This is a genomic window from Gracilinema caldarium DSM 7334 (assembly GCF_000219725.1).
In the GTDB taxonomy this organism is placed as follows: Bacteria; Spirochaetota; Spirochaetia; order Treponematales; family Breznakiellaceae; genus Gracilinema; species Gracilinema caldarium.
The window spans coordinates 1,411,333-1,429,717 of record NC_015732.1; the positions used below are offsets into that span (position 1 = coordinate 1,411,333).

The 18,385-nt window shown below is 46.9% G+C and carries 13 protein-coding genes; 6 read left to right on the forward strand and 7 right to left on the reverse strand.

Annotation, left to right across the window (positions count from 1 at the left end):
* Window positions 1-107 precede the first annotated feature (107 nt).
* The 4 genes from SPICA_RS06370 to rdgB all read right to left on the reverse strand — a co-directional run bounded on the left by SPICA_RS06370 (window position 108) and on the right by rdgB (window position 4,538).
* Window positions 108-2,111: an ATP-dependent helicase gene (locus SPICA_RS06370; RefSeq protein ID WP_013968708.1), complete on the reverse strand. Its 2,004-nt coding sequence runs from the start codon at window positions 2,109-2,111 to the stop codon at window positions 108-110.
* A 9-nt stretch (window positions 2,112-2,120) separates the two neighbouring features.
* The gene (locus SPICA_RS06375) at window positions 2,121-2,600 is read right to left on the reverse strand and encodes a COG2426 family protein (RefSeq protein WP_013968709.1); all 480 of its coding nucleotides are present in this window, start codon (window positions 2,598-2,600) and stop codon (window positions 2,121-2,123) included.
* 9 nt (window positions 2,601-2,609) lie between these two features.
* The gene (locus SPICA_RS06380; RefSeq protein WP_013968710.1) at window positions 2,610-3,878 is read right to left on the reverse strand and encodes an anion transporter; all 1,269 of its coding nucleotides are present in this window, start codon (window positions 3,876-3,878) and stop codon (window positions 2,610-2,612) included.
* A gap of 72 nt (window positions 3,879-3,950) precedes the next feature.
* The gene (rdgB, locus tag SPICA_RS06385) at window positions 3,951-4,538 is read right to left on the reverse strand and encodes an RdgB/HAM1 family non-canonical purine NTP pyrophosphatase (RefSeq protein ID WP_013968711.1); all 588 of its coding nucleotides are present in this window, start codon (window positions 4,536-4,538) and stop codon (window positions 3,951-3,953) included.
* A 120-nt stretch (window positions 4,539-4,658) separates the two neighbouring features.
* On the opposite strand from rdgB, the gene SPICA_RS06390 reads away from it, so the two are divergent.
* Window positions 4,659-6,323: a capsule assembly Wzi family protein gene (locus SPICA_RS06390; RefSeq protein WP_013968712.1), complete on the forward strand. Its 1,665-nt coding sequence runs from the start codon at window positions 4,659-4,661 to the stop codon at window positions 6,321-6,323.
* 98 nt (window positions 6,324-6,421) lie between these two features.
* Window positions 6,422-8,014 carry a capsule assembly Wzi family protein gene (locus SPICA_RS06395; protein WP_013968713.1) on the forward strand — a complete coding sequence of 531 codons (1,593 nt, stop codon included), beginning with the start codon at window positions 6,422-6,424 and terminating at the stop codon, window positions 8,012-8,014.
* Window positions 8,015-8,017: 3 nt separating this feature from the next.
* On the opposite strand, the gene SPICA_RS06400 is transcribed toward SPICA_RS06395, so the two are convergent.
* The 3 genes from SPICA_RS06400 to SPICA_RS06410 are packed head-to-tail and all read right to left on the reverse strand — an operon-like array spanning window position 8,018 to window position 12,983.
* The gene (locus SPICA_RS06400) at window positions 8,018-10,633 is read right to left on the reverse strand and encodes a radical SAM protein (protein ID WP_013968714.1); all 2,616 of its coding nucleotides are present in this window, start codon (window positions 10,631-10,633) and stop codon (window positions 8,018-8,020) included.
* Window positions 10,634-10,639: 6 nt separating this feature from the next.
* Entirely contained in the window at window positions 10,640-11,851 is a 1,212-nt protein-coding gene (locus tag SPICA_RS06405; RefSeq protein WP_237255944.1) for a DEAD/DEAH box helicase, read from the reverse strand.
* A complete protein-coding gene (locus tag SPICA_RS06410; protein WP_013968716.1) occupies window positions 11,829-12,983 on the reverse strand; it encodes a glycosyltransferase family 4 protein in 1,155 nt (384 codons plus the stop codon). Before SPICA_RS06410 ends, SPICA_RS06405 begins: the two co-directional genes overlap by 23 nt.
* A 279-nt stretch (window positions 12,984-13,262) precedes the next feature.
* On the opposite strand from SPICA_RS06410, the gene SPICA_RS06415 reads away from it, so the two are divergent.
* Genes SPICA_RS06415 through SPICA_RS06430 form a run of 4 tightly spaced genes read left to right on the forward strand, consistent with a single transcriptional unit; the run spans window position 13,263 to window position 18,383 of the window.
* A complete protein-coding gene (locus SPICA_RS06415; RefSeq protein ID WP_013968717.1) occupies window positions 13,263-14,726 on the forward strand; it encodes a sodium:solute symporter family protein in 1,464 nt (487 codons plus the stop codon).
* Between the two features lie 10 nt (window positions 14,727-14,736).
* The gene (locus SPICA_RS06420; protein ID WP_041396168.1) at window positions 14,737-16,416 is read left to right on the forward strand and encodes a thiamine pyrophosphate-dependent enzyme; all 1,680 of its coding nucleotides are present in this window, start codon (window positions 14,737-14,739) and stop codon (window positions 16,414-16,416) included.
* Window positions 16,413-16,991 (forward strand): indolepyruvate oxidoreductase subunit beta, encoded by a 579-nt coding sequence (locus SPICA_RS06425; protein ID WP_013968719.1) that lies wholly within the window; start codon window positions 16,413-16,415, stop codon window positions 16,989-16,991. Before SPICA_RS06420 ends, SPICA_RS06425 begins: the two co-directional genes overlap by 4 nt.
* Window positions 16,992-17,018: 27 nt before the next feature.
* The gene (locus SPICA_RS06430; protein WP_013968720.1) at window positions 17,019-18,383 is read left to right on the forward strand and encodes a phenylacetate--CoA ligase family protein; all 1,365 of its coding nucleotides are present in this window, start codon (window positions 17,019-17,021) and stop codon (window positions 18,381-18,383) included.
* Window positions 18,384-18,385: the final 2 nt, after the last annotated feature.

Here is an 18,385-nt window from a genome sequence, read left to right on the forward strand (position 1 = left end):
AAGCGGTGTACCTACTAATGCGGTGCGCCCTTGGCATCTGTATGACCCCGGAAGCGGTGCGGATCCAGGAATGGGGCGTCGCATCTGGTAGGCCCCGATTAGGACAATTATGCGAACTTGCTTTTAATTTGGGCAAAGTAGTCGGCGGCTTCGTCGGCGGTTTCTATGGCCGCTTCGCCTTCATGGTATTCCACCAGGTGCTGGGGAATTTCTTCCAGGAAGGGTGAGTGACTACATTCTGCCAGGCTCTGAAGCCGGCGGCGTTTGCGGCAACTGGTGATAAAGAGTTTGTCCCGGGCCCGGGTTATGGCCACATAAAAGAGACGCCGTTCTTCCTCTATGTTGCCATCCCCTTCCTCCAGGCTCCTCGCGTGGGGAATGAGCCCATCCTCGGCGCCGGCGATGAACACCACGGGGAACTCCAGCCCCTTGGATGCGTGGATGGTCATCAGGTTAACCTTGCCCTTGCCCGCTTCTTCGTTGTCATCGTCCCGGGTTATAAGGCTTATCCGGTTCAGGTAGGGGAAGAGGGTGGGGTCAAAGTTGTCCGGGTCGTTTTCCCAGGTTTCGATGGACTGGATTAGGTGTTCGATGTTTAAAAATTTCCAGCGGGCAGCCTTTTCGTTTTTGTTATATTCGGTGACCAGGTAGCTCCAATAATCGATATTGTCCACCAGGGCCCGGACCTTTTTAGCCAGACCCCGTTTTCCGAGCATTTCGCCCCGGAAATATTCGATGAGGGTAATAAAACTTTCCACATCAACGCGGCCCTTTTCGGGAAATAGGGTGTCCTTGGCATAGCGAAGCTGGTTCATCGCATCCCAGACTGAGGTCTGATGCTGTTTTGCATGGGTGGTGATATGTTCGATGGAGCTTTTGCCGATACCCCTGCGGGGGGTGTTGATGATTCTGAGGAGGTTCACATCATCATCGGGATTTGCGATAACCCGGAGGTAGCTGATGATGTCCTTTATTTCCTTGCGCTGGAAAAAGCTGGTGCCCCCTGAGACCCGGTAGGGGATGTTTTCAGCCAGGAAGGCTTCTTCGATATGCCGGGTCATGGAGTTGGTGCGGATTAAAACGCCGAAATCATCGTACTTTAATTTTTCTTTCATCATGATGGAACGGATCGATTGGGCAATAAAGTCCGCCTCATCGCTCTCGTTTTCAGGATAAAAAATTTCTATCGGTTTGCCGCCTCCGTTGCCAGACCAGAGTTTTTTATCCTTTCGGTTTGTATTGTGGGAAATAACCCCATTGGCCGCTTCCAGGATGGTACTGGTAGAGCGGTAATTTTGTTCCAGCTTAATTTCCACCAGGTCCGGAAAATCCCGTTCAAAGTTCAGGATGTTTTCGTAATTTGCACCCCGCCAGGAATAGATGGATTGGTCGTCATCGCCGACGACGCAGACATTCCGGTCCGCCAGAAGATGCATCATGTGGTATTGGGTAAGGCTCGTGTCCTGGAACTCATCGACCATGATATAGCGGTACCGGTGGCGGTAGCTTGCAAGTACATCAGGATGTTCTTCGAAAAGCTGGATGGGCAATACCAAAAGGTCGTCAAAATCTACGGCATTGTATACCTTTAGACTGCTCTGATATTCCTTGTAGACCCGTTCATACTCGTCGTTAGCCCCATCTCCCCAGTGGTAGCGGCCGATTTTAACGTTGGAAAAAAGCTGGCCGATTTTATACAGGTCCGCTGTTTCCGTAGAGAGGCCGCATTCTCGGATGCAATCCTTAATGAGCTGAGTCCGGTCGGTTTCATCATAAATAGAAAAATTATGCCGGTATCCCAGGCGGTCGATATGGGAACGGAGAATCTGCACCCCGAAGGCGTGAAAGGTGCTCACCGTAAGGTTTTGCAGCTTTTTTCCTGTCAGTTCCCGGACCCGCTCTTCCATTTCCCGGGCCGCCTTATTGGTAAAGGTTAAAGCAAGGATGGCCGATTGGGGGATACCCTGCTCGAGCATATAGGCAATCCGGTAGGTGATAACCCGGGTTTTCCCTGACCCTGCACCGGCAATAATGAGTACCGGCCCTTCTATGGTCGTTACCGCCCGGATTTGCTGTTCATTCAGTTCCTTTTCAAAATTCAATTTTGTCATAGGTGCTTCTTATATTTTTTTAACAAAGATGGCAAAGGCTGAAATCCCCAGCATGGCCACGGCGGTCACAATACAACCGGCTAGGGCCACGCCGATAATGACCGCCAGGAGGGTCTTTTTTTTATCCAGGCCCAATATCCAGGCGCCGAGGGTGCCGGTCCATGCACCGGTAACCGGCAGGGGGATGGCCACAAAGGCCGCAATGCCGAGCCAGCCCCAGGCTTCCACCTTTTCGTGGACCTTGCCCCGGGCCCGCTCAACAAAGGCATCAAAGACTGTTTTATACCATCCCCAATGGTATAAAAGCCGGTGCCCCGTGGAAAGAAAAATCCAGCAGACCGGAGCAACCAGGGCATTAATACCAACACTGTACAGCAGAGCCAGATACCAGGGCATGCCCTGAGAGAGGGCGAAGGGAATGGCTCCCCGCAGTTCTGATATGGGTAGAAAGGCAAAAAAGGTGGTCCAAAAGAGGGTCTGTGGACTCATAGTGTTTCCTTACATCATAATATAGAGCGTCCCCAGCATAATGGTTACCAGGGTAGTAGGCAAGCCCACCTTCAGGTAGGTCCCGAAGGATATATCAATATCGAACCGTTTTGCGATTTCAGCGACAATCAGGTTGGCCACCGACCCCAGGAGGGTCAGGTTGCCCGCATAGGTGCTTGCCATGGCCAGCACCAGGTAGAATTGTTCCGTATCAGCAAAATACTGGGCCAGGGGCCGCATGAGCATGACCGCGGGTACGTTGGAAATGAGATTGGACAGCACCAGGGTAAAGGCAGAAAGGCCGGCCATGCTCTGGCCGACGAGGGGGAGGGCTTTGGCTACGAACCAGGAGAAGGCAGATGTTTTTGCCACCGCGGCGGTAATAATGAAAAGACCCCCAAAAAAGGCAATGATGGTCCAGTCCAGTTCTGCAAAGACCCGTTCGGGTTTTATCCGGCGGGTGGTGAGGAGCAGGGCTGCGGCGACCATGGCGGCGGCATAGACCGGAGCATCCAGGATGAAGGCAATAATCATAATAAGAATTGCAATAAGGCTCTTATACAGCAAGGGCTTATAAAGGCGCTGGTCTGAGAGGCCTTCCTGAGCAAGATCTGTAACCGTTATTTTTTCATTTCCTGCAAATTCCATTTTAAAAACGATGACCGTCAGAAAGTATGCCACGAGGAGGCCCAGAACAGAAGGAATCGCCAGCCGAGACAGGAAGCGGCCAAAGGGAATGCCGCTCGATGCACCGATCAGCATGTTCTGAGGGTTGCCGATAATGGTTGCCGCCGAGCCTATATTCGCCGAAAGAGCCAGGGCGATGAGGTAGGGAACCGGATCCCGTTTTGCCCGTTTGCAAAGGACCGCCACAAGGGGCGTTAACATGATACAGATGGTATCGTTCAGGAACAGAGCAGAGAGCACCGCCGAGGAAACCATGACCAGGCCGAGCAGTTTCCGGGGCCGGTCCGCAGCCCGGAGCACCAGATTCCCTGCCAGGTCAAAAAAGCCGGAGAACTTCAGGTTGGCCGTAATAATCATCATCGATAGGATGAGAATCAGGGTACTGAGATCGATGGCTCTTGCGGCTTCTTCCGCAGAAATACCACCCAGGGCGATGAGAAAGGCTGCCCCCGCAAAAGCAATGGTAGCCCGGTTCATTTTGAGTCGGGGAAGCCTGCCGATAGCGATTCCAATCAGAGCCAGGAGTATGACCCCATCGACCAGCACAGTCTGGCCCCAATCTTTAAAAATGGTAAGAAATATCATATTCATATTGATGAAATCCTTCGTCTACTCTTACATAGAGCTATTTATCAAAACATCATGGTGAGGCGATTAGCCTGCTTACTCATACCATGTGAGAAGTTTCGCCAGGGCTTTCCCTGCCTTTCCCCGATGGCTGATGCGGTTCTTCTCGTCCTCCGATAATTCTGCCACGGTACAACCTCGTTCTGGAAGATACAGGATCGGGTCATAACCAAAACCGCCGCTGCCCCGGCTTTCCCGGATAATTTCACCCTCCAGGGTTTCCTGCACCACATAAAACCGGTCATGGCTGAAGAGGGCCACCATGGAACAGACAAAGCGGGCCTTCCGGTTTGTCTCATGCTCCAATTCCTTGAGCAGTAAGGCGTTCCGTTCCCAGCTTTCCAGCTTTTTGCCATTGGTGCTTCCATAGCGGGCAGAAAAAACCCCCGGCCGTCCGTCCAGGGCATCTACACAGAGCCCCGAATCATCGGCGATGACCGGTTCATGGACAAGATCATACAGGACCCGGGCCTTGATAAGGGTATTTTCTATAAATGTGCTTCCTGTTTCATCGGGATCAAAAACAAGCCCCGCCGATGCGGGGGTCACTAAAATATGACCTGAAAAAATCTGTTCCAGTTCCCGTTTTTTATGTTCGTTATTGGTAGCTAGCCACAATTTCATAGGCCCATCCTACAACAGGATGCACCCTCACGACAATAAGGGGGGGGAGATGAAACCATATGTTCCAGATAAATAGAATACAGTAGACAATATAGCAACTCTTATTTAAAATCAAAGACAATGCAGTATATAAAAATCATCCCATTAAGTGTATTATTTATTATTTTTGTACATCAATATAGTTTTTCTGTACCCTTAAAAATAATTGGGGTAGGAGATCCCCTTTTGGAAGATTATGTTTTTCTCATCCGTACTTCTGAAGAAAGTGTACTTTCCTTAACACCGCCCCTGTCGAGTGATGAGATATTAAGTAATTTGAAAAAACTCTCTACGGTAAACCGTTCACCAGCATGGTGGGCTGCTTATGAAAGAATACTGCAAGCTCTCTCGGAAACTCCTTTACTAAAAGATGATGTTTGGGGGATGACTATACATCCACAACTGGCCGTAGAAGGACGATGGCGAACGAATGAAAACCTGGATTGGTTGAAACAGGAACAACAGAACCCAGCTCTTTTTACTGTTCCATTAGAATTCTTTTTTGTAGACCGTTTCTATGCTCGGGGGGATCTAATCCTTCGTAATGATCCTTCATTTTATAATGATGATAAAGCCTATGGTACTAATCTTCCTTTGGATATACAAAAGCTCGATGCAAACATGCCTCTCAAGGCCTTTGTATCAGTTGGTGGAATTTGGTGGAATGTTCAGCTTGGCCGGGACCGGTTGTCTTTTGGTAATGGACATAGTGGGAACCTTGCTGTTGCGGATAGCCCCGATTATTATGATTTTGCTCGGTTATCTCTGTTTAGTACCAATTTTAAATATTCCTTATTGGTTACGCAGCTTCCACTGGAAACGACAGATTATTTTTATGCTTCAGGATTTGCACCGACTGATGATATGACTCTCAAAGAGACGAACCAAAGATATCTGTATGTGCACCGTTGGGATTTTCGTTTATGGAAGCAACTATCAATAGGGGTTACTGAGGGTCTTATAGTGGGTAATAGTCCCCTTGAGCTGCGATATTTAAATCCCTTAAATATCTATCATTCTTTTTTTTCCTGGAATGATTATGAGAAATGGAATCAAGAGGGGGATATGAATGGTTCCCTTGTTTCTATAGATGTTGAATGGGCGATGGGCTGGGGTATCAGCTTCTATGGGCAGGCAGTTATGAACCAATTTGCTACACCCTATGAACTTGAGCATTGGCCTGAAGATAACAGTCCCAACGGGCTTGGCTGGCTTGGCGGTGTAGAATATAATCGAGATATAGCTGGTTATAGATCTCAGTTTTATTTGGAAGCTGTATATACTGACCCGTACCTTTATATTTTATCGAGTCCCTTTGCAAGTTTTATCTGGATGCGCCGTCTTTCAGAGCTTACACGTAAAAAACTTCGATATTCCTGGATTGGTTATCCGGAAGGTAGAGATGTTATCCAAGTATCCTTAGGATCAAAGGTGTATAAAGTTCCGTTTGGTTTTAACTGGGTTGTTTCATATTTAGTGCGGGGTGAGCATTCGATTCTATGGGATTGGGAAAAGGGCAGTTCCGCTGTGCAACAGCACAGTCCTTCTGGTGTAGGGGAACATAATTGGCGAATATCTTTTGAATTCCAGTGGCAGGTGATGGATTCTCTTTCATTTAATATATTCAATGCTTGTCAATGGGTACTGAATGTGGATCATCAATCAGGCGTAACGGCCTTTGGTAGTGAATTTGCTATAAGTGCAAAGTATATATTGGGCACCACTAATAACTCTGTTACTTATTAGTGGTGCCTAAGCAAATCCTTTAAGGATTTGCAAATAGCTAAGGTAAACTTCTAAAAACTGAAGTTTTTAGAAGTTCCCTATTGTTCTAAGGAGCCCCTATGAAGAAATTTTTATTGATGATAGTTCTATGGCTTAACGTATTTTTACTGTTCTCTCAGGTTATTCATGACCCTAATGCTCAGCTTTATAAGGATATTGACCATTGGGCAGTCCAAGGTTATATCTCTATGGCGTTACCTCAGATTCGGCCCTATCCAGCCCAGCTGTTAGATGTAATTTTGCAAGAAGTTATTGATCGAGGAAATTCTATAGCCCGTCAGAAAGCTCAATCCTATGCCTCCGCTATTGCGCCGGGGGCTCGGCCTGTACATGTGGGAATTCATGGCACTCTAGTTGGCAAGGATGATGATCTCACCTTATTTGGGGCGCCTACGGTGGATGGAGTGCTTAGGTTTGAAAAATGGCTCACTGGATCTTATGAACTTCAGGTATATGGTTCACTAAGAAAACCAGGTAAAGAGCTTATTGTGCCAGGAACTTATTCACCCTATAGTGACTTTGTGCTTGATTGGTCAAATGTAGGGCCTATCAATATTCTCCAGGATTGGAATTCTACCCTTGCCCTTGGTAGTGACCAACTTTATTTTCAATCCGGATTGAATCGTACCAGTTTCGGTCCTTTTTATGATTCCAGTATCGTTGTGGGTCCCCAGGCTGGACGGGCCGGCCATTACAGTCTCGAGTATCGGCGGGAAAAGTGGAATTTTGGCATTCTTTTTATGGCAATCACGGGAACCGATGATTTTGGCCAGGGGCAATTCCCTGATAAATACCTTATGCTTCATACCTATGATTTTAAACTCTGGCCAGCCTTTGAGTTTGGTTTTTTTGAATCCGTTGTATGGGGCGGTCGGTTTGAACCACTTTATTTCATTCCCTTAAATCAGCTTTTCGCAGCCCAGTCAATGGCAGGATTTTCCGATAATTCCCTCTTTGGTATTCATGCACGCTGGCTTCTCTATCCAGGACTTCAGATTCTGGGCCAAATTTATGTGGATGATTTAAACTTTAATGATCTAGTTCAGTTTAATTTTGATACTAAATATAAACTTGCCGGTCAGGCTGGTATTAATTATATGCCCATCGATAGCTGGCTTCCGGATATTCGCATGGAATATACCGTCGTAATGCCCTACATGTATACCCATGAAACGGGGGATGAAAGTGTTAGATATCAACAAAATTCTCCGAATTATTTTAACTATACCCACCGGGGTAAGAATCTGGGGACTGACCTAGAACCAAACTCAGATCGAATTAAGCTGAGCTTTGCTAAAGCATTGCGCCCCGATCTTAGTTTAACCCTTTCTGGCTATTTTACCCGTCATGGGAATGCTTCTGAAGGAATTGCAGATATGAACCAGACATATCACGATGGTTCCATACTCGATGATGGCCGTACTGATGATAATAAAGCGACCTATCACTACGAAACCCGTTTCCTCACCCAATCGGTGATTGATTACCGTTTGGCAGGGGGCTTGAGTCTTTCCTGGTCTATCCCAACCGCCTTTGGTGTTTTTTGTGCTCAGGCTGACTATGTCCTCGAATATGGCTGGAACCGGGACCTGATTAAAGATGATAACGGCATGATCAATTACTGGGGCCTCAGTGCCTCCTGGCGCTGGTAATTATCATTGTTTTATCGCAAGTTTTTTTATACAAATAGAAACTGAAAAACGGTGACCTTCGGTGGGTACAAGATAGCTGATATCAAGTTTGGGCCCACCGTATATGCTAATAACCGGTATGCTCATTTTATCGTCCCACCGAAGGGTTGCTTCTGAGAGAATTCGCTTTTTCGTATCTTTAGGGGCAATCTCGAAAACACGCTGTTCCATAAGGGTGCCCTTCCGTTCTGTATAGGCTACTTTAAGTGATGCAAGCCATTTTCGACAGAGTGTCAGTGCTGCAGCCAAATCAAGAGCCGGAAAACTAATTTCTAAGTGCTGAGGGTAGAATGCTTCTCTATCCTCGGTACAAAGAGTGGCTTCTACATTGGAGAGAGCTTCTAGGACATCCTGCAAGATTATATCATTCAGCATTGGACTATCATCAGGGCTAGAATCGTCACTAAAGCCATAGACTGCAAGCACCGTTTCTCCGTAAAAGCCCCAGCCAATACGATCCTTCCATGTTGGAGAAGTCCAAAGGGCTTCGGTAATACGGAACAACTTACCTGTAAGGTCCGGTTTTTTTGTCAGAACCTGGTGTAATAACAGGGCTGAAAGATATTCTGGATAGGCACCGCGATAGGATTCACCCAAGCGAACCTTGATATATTGGGGTCTGATCCGTCGTTTCGCTCTGATAAGTTCTGCTATTTGTTTTGCTTTTGTTTGTACCGGATCTCCACTGATTCTGTGTCCTATAAGAAATGACTGTTCTTCGGGAACACGACAGGATCCGCAGCCCATACAATGCCCATCACCTTGGTTCCCGCCAAAGCATAGTTCTGATTTCTGTCGTTCCCGCGCTTTTATATAGGTACGGTATAAGAAAAGATTATTGATAGATGTTTGAACGAACGAAAGAGAAAAGGGATAGTCGTTATTTTTTTCGCCTGTAAAGGGAGATTGGGGACCAAGGTCATCCTTATAGGTTTGATATATCATGTCGTTAAAGGAGCCCCGAATCCCCCCATCGTATAAAATGCCCCTTTCTGCTGCCCGTTCTAGTATTTCTGCAAGCCGATAATCCCCCAGTACCAGAAGCTGATCAACCACATATTCATCCCAATCCATGGCTAGCCGGTACTCAAAGCCGGCACCTTCCACTGCGGTTGCTATGGCTGAGCTAATGGTTTCTAATTTTTTTCGGTCCAGCTCGAGGGGTGCATACCGCAGTGGGGTAAAGGGCATTCTAACCAGGTACCCCGCAGAAAAGAGAAGTCGAGGCCTTGGGCGGTGCTGCTCTGTCAGCTCCTTAAGCCGCTGGCAAAACTGGATGAATTCAGTTATATCAGATTCGGTTTCAAAACCTGAAAGAATATAGAACAACTTAATTTCCCGGGCTTTTTCCTGAAAAAGCCTTTCTATGAGGTGCCATAGATCCTGTGTAGATAAGCCTTTGGCATAGAAGGCCCGCATTCCCTCAGAAATTCCTTCTACACCAATGGTAAAGGCTCGCTTTTCTGCTGATAGTTCACATTCAAGCATACCAGGTGTATTCACAAGAATATCTGCACGCTGGCTCATCATGTTTACCCGGTCAAAGATACGGTTCAGATCTACAAGCAGAGACAGAATATCCGAGTGTGCATTGAAGTTAAAAGAATAGAGTTCCAGGGTAGAAGCCCCTGTATGACGAATCAGATTTTTGGCCATCTCAAGGATTCTGTCCCTAGGCACTTCCCGATAAGGTTTCCGCTCCCAGCCCTCAAAACAGAAAGTACAAAATGATGGACAGCCCCATGAAATCTGGAGGCGGGCTGTACTAGCCTCAGGCGAATTAAGAATGGGATAAGCCTCAGGTAAGAAAGGATGTTCGAAGGCATAACTTCGTGCAGGGTGAATTTCTCGATAGTTTTGTTGATGTTCTAGTCGATCAAATTCCAAGTTCTTATGCGAATCCTCTAAAGTGTGCCCTGGGGATGGGTGATATAAATGATGTCCATAGGCCCAAAAGGATGGCAAAGCTGCTTCTAGTTGTTCAAGAATTGTTCGTTTATCCGAACCATTAATTTCTCTCAGTTGGGCAATCAAAGAAAAAAGTTCCTTGCCACCAGGATTTGCTTCGGCTTCGCCAAAATAAAGCCCATCTGCGAAGGAATCCCCATCGGAAAAAATCAACCCCTGATTTGCAAGTGCATTAGATCCACCCACGATGATAAGGGGCCATCGGGAATTCTTCCAGGAAGCCCGTTGAGAAGCCCGGAGGGGAATTCCCGATTTTTGTAACAATAGAGGAAGATTTATCAGTTCCAGAGCATAAGAACAGGAAATGAGCAGGGCATCAAATTCGACAGCCACCTTACCTGAAGCAATTCCTCGCATCCAAGGGAATTCATGGTTATCAAGCTCTTTTCGTTCTGCCCGGGATGGGAGAAAAGTAAAATCACCAAAGGCTTTTTCACCCAAGGCTTTTCTCATCAAACTGTACAAAAAAAGATGGGGACTTGATCGCTGAACATCCTGCCACGGAGAAAGCCTTACAAAAAGTATACGCACCTCTGCGGCATCCCAGGGAGGATTATCCCAGCCTAGAGCTTGGGCAGGAGCTGTAAAGGGACTATAATCGGTCAAACCCATGATCCGCTATTGTTCCTCTATAGGGCTGGGGGTTAAAATTTGGCCTTTATAGAGTATTTTAGGATACACGACGATACCCAATTTTTTCTCGAGTTTTGCAAGCCGCTCTAGTTCAATGGCATCTCCGATAGTAATCATAATTCCATGTTTACCGGCACGGCCTGTACGGCCTGCCCTATGGGCATAGGCATCGGTGGAATCGGGTACATCGAGGGCAATGACCTGGCTAATATCTTGGATATCCAGACCCCGGGCGGCCAGGTCACTGGTAATCAGAACCCGCACTCTGCCGGAACGAAAATCATCTATAGCTTTTTTTCGAGCCTGTTTGTCCATTTCACCGAAGAGGCCCAATGCGGCAATTTTATGAAATTGAAGCTGAGAAACTACATTGCCTATCTGGCCATTGATATTATAGAAAACCAGGACTTTTTTAGGGTTAGTAGCGACAAGGAGTGACCTAAGGGTCCCAATCTTCTTCCTGCTCTCAGCATAAAGCGCCCAATGTTCAATATTTTTTTGCAGAACTTCATGGTTTTCGACAGTAATATTGATGTAATTTTCTCTTAAGATGGGTAAGAGACGCTGGCGAGCCTTTTCCCCAATAGTTGCAGAGCATGCCGCAAGAAGCCGTTCCTGGGGCAGCAGTGAGACAAAACGGTTCGTTTCTTCTTTGAGGTCATCAGCCACAAGTCGGTCTGCCTCATCAAGAACAACCTGACGAATCTGCTGTAGCGAAAGCTTCCCCATCTGCTCAAGCTGTATAATGCGACCGATATTGCCAATAATGATATGAGGTTTATTTTTTTTTAGTATCTCAATTTGGCGGCTGATGTTTGCTCCACCCATAAGCAGAACTGCTTTCAGAGGACTTCCCTCTAAAAGAAAATCGGTTTCTTTTTTTATTTGGGCACATAGTTCGTAGGTTGGTCCACAGACTACCAGCTGAGGACCATGCCTTTTGGGGTCGGTCTGTTCCAAAAGATCCTCTAAAAGATTTTGAAGCAGAGGAATGAGGTATGCAAAGGTCTTTCCTGTTCCTGTAGCGGACTGAAAGAGGCAATCACGCCGACTTAACAATACCGGAATGACCCGTTCTTGAATAGCTGTAGGCTTCGTAAAGGATCGTTCTAGGAGTCGTCCAATAAAAAGCGGGGCTACTCCCAACTGTTCAAAGGTAATGTTCATAGGATCCTTATCGTTTGCGGAATTCTTCATAAAGGTTTATCATAGCGTCGATAAAACGGTCGACTGAATAATTCCGGGATATTTCTTCCGATTTTTTGCCCATCTCAACCTGTAGTTGTTTGTTTCCAAGAACTTCAAGAGCCTTTTCCCAAAGCTGTTTATCATCCACAAGGGCCCAACCATTTTCGCCATTCAGAACCATATCATCAATACTAGGATCCGCAGTGGCGACTACAGGAAGCCCTGATGCCATAGCTTCTATAAAGGTAATAGGATGGACTTCACTGTGGGAAGCACTCATAAAAAGATCTGCTGCTGCATAAACCATCTTTATTTCCTCAGGCCATCGCAGATATCCGGTAAAGACTGTTTCGTTGGATATCCCAAGCTCGTACGCATAGGCTTCCAAATCCCGCCTATCCGGTCCATCTCCTACAATCATAAGCCTGGTCTGGGGGCGCTCTGTAACTATTTTTTGAAAGTTTTCAAGCAAGGTATTGATGTTTTTTTCTGTTGCAAGGCGTCCCACAAAAACTATAAGGTCATTATCCTCGTTGATATTGAAACGTCTCCGCAATTCCTTGCTGGCTTCTCGGATTGTCATAGACCGTTCATAAAAGGTACTTAAATCGATGCCATTAGGAATAATCCGTACAGGCTTTTTATAACCATGTTCAAGTAAGTAATTTTTAATTTTCTTGGATGGGGCAATAACACAATCCTCATATTTTAGTACATGATTTAAAAGATCTGGCAAGTTTTTCTTTAAAAATGGTTCTAATAAAGGAACATAATAGAGATAATCTTCATAATAGGTATGTATCGTATGAACTGATGGAATATGAAGTTTTTTCTGTACCGCCTTAGCTGCGAGATGTAAGCTAAATTCTGAGTGGCTATGAATAATATCCAGATCAAGATTGCGGGCAATTTTAACCACCTTGGGTTCAAAGAAAAAGCCTATTCTATGTTGAGGTTCATTAGGAAATTTAATAGATGGAATACGATATACTCCATCTTCAGGCTGAGCATCAGGGTGTTGTACAGTAAATACAAAAACCTGGTGACCACGTTTCTCAAGCTCTCTTTTTAAAGTTCTAACTACTGTAACAACCCCATTAACCTGGGGGGGATAGGTATCAGAAAAAAGTCCTATTCGCATAACATTCTCCTCAATAAGGCAACAGTATGTCAAAATTTCTACGCTTAGTCGAGTAATCTGTATTTCAACGTTTTTATAACACATTCTTCATTTTGACTACTTTCATAGAGATTTTACTCATGTTAAAATTGCTTTAGCATAATTGTACTATAAATGTCTTCCATAGTGTTTTTCATTCATAGAGGCAACTGTTGAACAATACTCTCATATTTTAATAACAGGGTGGCTCTAAAAACTTGGCAAGATATTTAGTGATCTCTGATAAGGAGGATTAAAGGAATGATAAGTGTTATCCTGCTTGTGCTTTTTTTTACCCTTATGACCGGAATTGGTATCTGGGGGATGGGGCGGACGAAGACCCTAGGTGACTTTTTCCTGGGCGGCCGGACCATGGGCCCGTGGATTTCAGCTATTGCATATGGAACTTCCTATTTTTCTGCAGTACTTTTTATCGGTTTTGCTGGTAAACAGGGCTGGCTCTTTGGACTGAACGCCCTCTGGATTGCTTTGGGAAACTCCCTTATCGGCGCCATGGGTGCATGGCTTGTTTTAGCAAAACGGACCCGCACCATGACCCAGAATCTGGATACCATGACCATGCCGGAATTTCTTCAGGAACGGTATGGAGCACAGCATTTAAAACCTCTGGCCGCGGCTATCATTTTTTTCTTTCTACTTCCCTATTCTGCTTCAGTGTTTAAAGGGCTTGGACACCTCTTTGAGGCGGTCTTTCATATTCCCTATGATGTGGCACTTTTGCTTATGATTGGTTTTACTGGGATTTACTTGGTACTGGGGGGCTACTTTGCCATCGCCATGACCGATCTTATTCAGGGGGCAGTCATGTTTATCGGTGCTATTGCCATGGTTCTCGTGGTTTATAGTAAGGAAGGCGGTCTGCTCACGACGCTCCGGCATATATTCGAAAACTATACTGCCCATATTCCGCCTCAGAGCCGCCCCTCAGTTATTACCATTCTTTCTGTAGTTTTTATGACCAGTTTTGGGCCCTGGGCGCTTCCCCAAATGGTGCAGAAATTTTATGCCATTAAAGACGAAGTAATGATTAAACGGGCTACAGTGGTAACAACGATATTTTCAGCGGTTATAGGCTTTTCTGCATATTTAGTAGGTGTAAGCTCCCATGTGTTTTTTAATCCTAATACTCTTCCTAAAACCGCCAAGGGAGCCATCAATTTTGATTCTATAGTACCAATCCTTCTGACTCAGCTCTTGCCGGAATTGCTACTGGCTATCATTCTCCTGTTAGTGCTTTCTGCATCAATGTCAACCCTGTCTTCTTTGGTATTGGTTTCTTCCTCATCTGTGGCTATAGATCTCTATCCGGGCCGGGTCGCGGCGGAAAGCAAAAAGGACCGATCCATTGCCATGATGCGCTTTCTTTCAGCGCTTTTTGTCATTATCTCCTATTTTATTTCTAAGTATCAGTTTGATGTCATTGTCACCCTTATGTCATTATCCTGGGGTGCTGTGGCTGGATCCTTTGGTGCCGCCTTTATTTACGGACTCTTCTGGAAAGGTGCCACCAAGGCCGGAGCCTATGGAGCGATGCTGAGCGGGCTCATAACTGAAATAGTTCTTTTTTATATTCTGGGACCCGCCCAGTCTCCTCTCGCGGCGAGCCTTGCAATGCTCCTTCCTTTTGGAATCCTTCCACTCATTTCAACCTTTACTAAAAAACCGGATAAAAATGTACTCGACAGGGCCTATAAAGGCTTGTAAAGTGGATGTTATGGAAGAACTAGCCTTACTTGGTGATGAGGCTGTTGCTTTGGGAGCTATCCATGCGGGATTGACCGCAGCTTATGGCTACCCTGGCACCCCCTCAACAGAAATAATGGAACGGCTCATTGCCGAATATGAAGCGGGCGGCCCCAAAGCCGCATGGTGTACAAACGAAAAAACTGCCCTCGAGGCAGCCCTTGGAGTCTCCTTTGCAGGCCGCCGTGCCATGGTGACTATGAAGCATGTAGGTCTTAATGTGGCGGCGGATCCTTTTGTTAATGGGGCTCTCCTTGGTATTAAGGGAGGTCTTGTTATAGCAGTAGCCGACGATCCGGGTATGCACAGCTCCCAGAATGAGCAGGATTCTCGTTTCTATGCATCCTTTGCACTGGTGCCTTGTCTGGAACCCCGGACTCAGCAGGAAGCCTATGATCTTACCCGGGAAGCCTTTGATATTTCCGAAACCTTTCATGTACCGGTTTTGTTACGGCTTGTAACACGTCTCTCCCATGCCCGTTCCGGAGTACGGACTGCTCCCAGCCGAGACCAAAATTCTCTTTCTAAAGCAGACAAGCGGGAGTGGATGCTCCTCCCTGCCTATGCTCGCCGCCGCTATGCCTCCCTTTTGGAACGGCAGAGCTCGATCCATGTCTGGTCAGAAGCCCATCCTGTGAACCGACTTGAACTAGAAGGCCGGGACCTGAGCCGGGTAGTGATTACCACGGGCCTGGGGGGCAACTATTACGAAGAAAACCTAGCTGACCTGAAAGTCCACCTTCAAAATCAAGGCCGACGACTGCCCGCTCGGCTTCACATTGGTGTCTATCCTGCCCCCCAGGCCCTGATTCGCCGACTATGTCAGGACGCTCAGGAAATCTTGATAATCGAAGAGGGTCAACCTCTGGTAGAACAAAACCTAAGGGGAATTTTACCTCAAAAACCTGTTATCCATGGCAAGCTAGATGGAACCCTCCCTGCTTCGGGCGAACTGGACCCCGATGTAGTTCGGCCTGCCCTGGGGATTGCAGCACGACCGGCTTTACAGATCTCTGCATTGCAGGATGGTTCCTTTACGCTTCCCGGCAGACCACCCCAGCTTTGCAATGGCTGTCCCCATGGTGACAGTTATACCACTTTACAGCTTGCGGTAGAGGGCCTTGAATCGGTAGCGATAACCTCCGACATCGGCTGTTATGCCCTGGGTGCTACCCCTCCCTATGATGTACCAGAAACGATCGTTTGCATGGGAGCCTCGGTGAATATGGCCAAGGGTGCCGCCGATGCGGGTATACAGCATGCCATTGGAGTTATTGGGGATTCAACCTTCCTTCATTCAGGTATTACCCCTCTTATCGATGCCATTGCTTCCAATACCCCCATGACCCTTGTCATCCTGGATAACTCTATTGTAGCCATGACAGGTTGTCAGGACACGATGTTACCCTCTGAAGGTATTGCACAGCTGGTACTTGGGTTGGGAGTTGAACCAGACCATGTGATTCAGCTCGAAGCCAAGCGGTCCAACTTGGAAGTAAATGCTGAGATCCTTCGCAAAGAAATTCTATACCAGGGTGTCTCGGTAGTGATTTTCAAGCGGGAATGTATCGAAGCAATTAAAAAAAGACAGAAACTGGAGGCCGCAAAGAAGGCTAAACCGGTATGCGAAGACAGGGGAGGCCAGGCATGAAACGGGATATCATTTTAGCCGGAGTAGGCGGGCAGGGGATCCTTTCTGTGGCTGCCATTATTGCCAAGGCTGCGGTGGGTCAGCAGCTCCAGGTTAGACAATCAGAGGTCCATGGTATGTCCCAGCGGGGTGGGGCGGTTCTCGCACATCTCAGGATTGCTGATGGCATCATTTATTCTGATCTCGTCCCAAAGGGTGAGGCAGATCTCATTATTTCTATGGAGCCCCTCGAAAGTCTAAGGTACATTGGCTGGTTAAAACCGGAAGGAACCCTGGTTACCGCAGCAGAGCCGTTCATCAATATAAGCAACTACCCAGATCTTGAAAAAATCCAGGCCCTCATTCGATCCCTGCCGCGGTCTTTTATAGTAGAAACCCAGAGCTTAGTCAAAGAAGCAGGTCTCAGCCGGGCTGCAAACATGGTACTTATTGGTGCCGCTAGTCCCTACCTGCCTATTCCGGCGGATACTATGGAAGGCACAATCTGCGAACTCTTTGCGACGAAAGAGCCAGCGGTTATCGATGCAAATATCAAAGCCTTTCGCCTTGGCAGAAAAGTCTCGGAGAAAACCTAAGGAAAGATAAATCTCAGGAACCCCGCAATGGCGAAATTGGTAGGGGTTACTATAGAAGGTATGAACATGAACAGAATGGTACAATATCAATATTGGGACAAGGAAACCGAAACACTTCCTCGGGAGGAACTGGAAAAATTCCAGCTTAAACTTTTAAGAGAATCGGTTAATCGGGCTTTACGGACTCCCTTTTATAAAAAACGGCTTTTCCAGGTCGGGATTACCAGTGGAGATGATATGAAAAGTCTTCAGGACCTTCAAAAAATCCCCTTTACCACAAAGCAGGACCTTCGGGATGCTTTTCCCGATGGGATGCTGGCGGTAGATCGGAGAGAGATTGTACGGCTCCATGCATCAAGCGGTACCACCGGTACCCCCACAACCATTTATTTCACCAAAAAGGATCTGGAACGCTGGGCTTCCTATGTGGCTCGCTGTATCTATGGTACTGGTTGTACCCGGGATGATGTATTCCAGAACATGATCACCTATGGCCTATTTACGGGAGGCCTAGGGATCCATTATGGGGCAGAAATGGTGGGAATGCTGGTTATTCCCTCGGGGCCAGGAAACACGGGGCGACAATTTAAAATGATGAAGGATCACCGAACGACAGTAGTCCATGCAACCCCCAGTTTTCTGCTCCATCTTCATTCAAAACTTGAAGAAGAGGGATATACGCTTTCCGACCTCGCTCTGCGTAAAGCCTTTGCCGGTGCTGAACCCTATTCGGAGGATACCCGGCGCAGAATAGAAGAGCTCTGGAATATCGATGTTTATAATTCCTATGGCTTATCGGAGATGAACGGTCCCGGCGTAGCTTTTGAGTGTCAGCATAAGGATGGGATGCACCTCTGGGAAGATGGCTATATTGCGGAGATTATCAATCCTGACACGTTTGAGCCGGTTGCGAATGGTGAAACGGGTGAACTGGTCCTGACTATCCTCTGCCGGGAAGCTATGCCGATCCTCCGGTACCGCACCCGGGATCTCACTTCTTTTTACACCGAACCATGCCCCTGCGGCAGAACCCACCGCCGGATCAGACGTATCACGGGCCGCACCGATGATATGCTCATTATCAACGGGGTGAATGTGTTCCCCAGCCAGATCGAAGAGGTCATCATGGGAATTAAGGAAGTGGGAAATAACTATCTCATTCAGGTTGATAAGGATGGCGCCCTGGATCGGCTCACGGTAAAAACTGAGGTTGGACCAAACATCTTTATGGATGATGCCCGTCCCCTGAATGCCTTAAAGGAACGGATCCGCCATGCCCTGCAGACGACGATTTCCATCAACCCCAAGGTGGAACTCCATGAACCGGGAGCTTTGCCGGTTTCGGAAGGCAAAGCAAAACGGGTAATCGATACAAGACCAAAGGATGTATAGCT

Excerpts from the sequence above, each read along its gene's own strand:
- SPICA_RS06370 (WP_013968708.1), bottom strand. The coding sequence starts at position 2,111 with ATGACAAAATTGAATTTTGAAAAGGAACTGAATGAACAGCAAATCCGG.
- rdgB (WP_013968711.1), bottom strand. The coding sequence starts at position 4,538 with ATGAAATTGTGGCTAGCTACCAATAACGAACATAAAAAACGGGAACTG.
- SPICA_RS06410 (WP_013968716.1), bottom strand. The coding sequence starts at position 12,983 with ATGCGAATAGGACTTTTTTCTGATACCTATCCCCCCCAGGTTAATGGG.
- SPICA_RS06400 (WP_013968714.1), bottom strand. The coding sequence starts at position 10,633 with ATGGGTTTGACCGATTATAGTCCCTTTACAGCTCCTGCCCAAGCTCTA.
- SPICA_RS06405 (WP_237255944.1), bottom strand. The coding sequence starts at position 11,851 with ATGAAGAATTCCGCAAACGATAAGGATCCTATGAACATTACCTTTGAA.
- SPICA_RS06420 (WP_041396168.1), top strand. The coding sequence starts at position 14,737 with ATGGAAGAACTAGCCTTACTTGGTGATGAGGCTGTTGCTTTGGGAGCT.
- SPICA_RS06395 (WP_013968713.1), top strand. The coding sequence starts at position 6,422 with ATGAAGAAATTTTTATTGATGATAGTTCTATGGCTTAACGTATTTTTA.
- SPICA_RS06375 (WP_013968709.1), bottom strand. The coding sequence starts at position 2,600 with ATGAGTCCACAGACCCTCTTTTGGACCACCTTTTTTGCCTTTCTACCC.
- SPICA_RS06415 (WP_013968717.1), top strand. The coding sequence starts at position 13,263 with ATGATAAGTGTTATCCTGCTTGTGCTTTTTTTTACCCTTATGACCGGA.
- SPICA_RS06430 (WP_013968720.1), top strand. The coding sequence starts at position 17,019 with ATGGCGAAATTGGTAGGGGTTACTATAGAAGGTATGAACATGAACAGA.
- SPICA_RS06425 (WP_013968719.1), top strand. The coding sequence starts at position 16,413 with ATGAAACGGGATATCATTTTAGCCGGAGTAGGCGGGCAGGGGATCCTT.
- SPICA_RS06380 (WP_013968710.1), bottom strand. The coding sequence starts at position 3,878 with ATGAATATGATATTTCTTACCATTTTTAAAGATTGGGGCCAGACTGTG.
- SPICA_RS06390 (WP_013968712.1), top strand. The coding sequence starts at position 4,659 with ATGCAGTATATAAAAATCATCCCATTAAGTGTATTATTTATTATTTTT.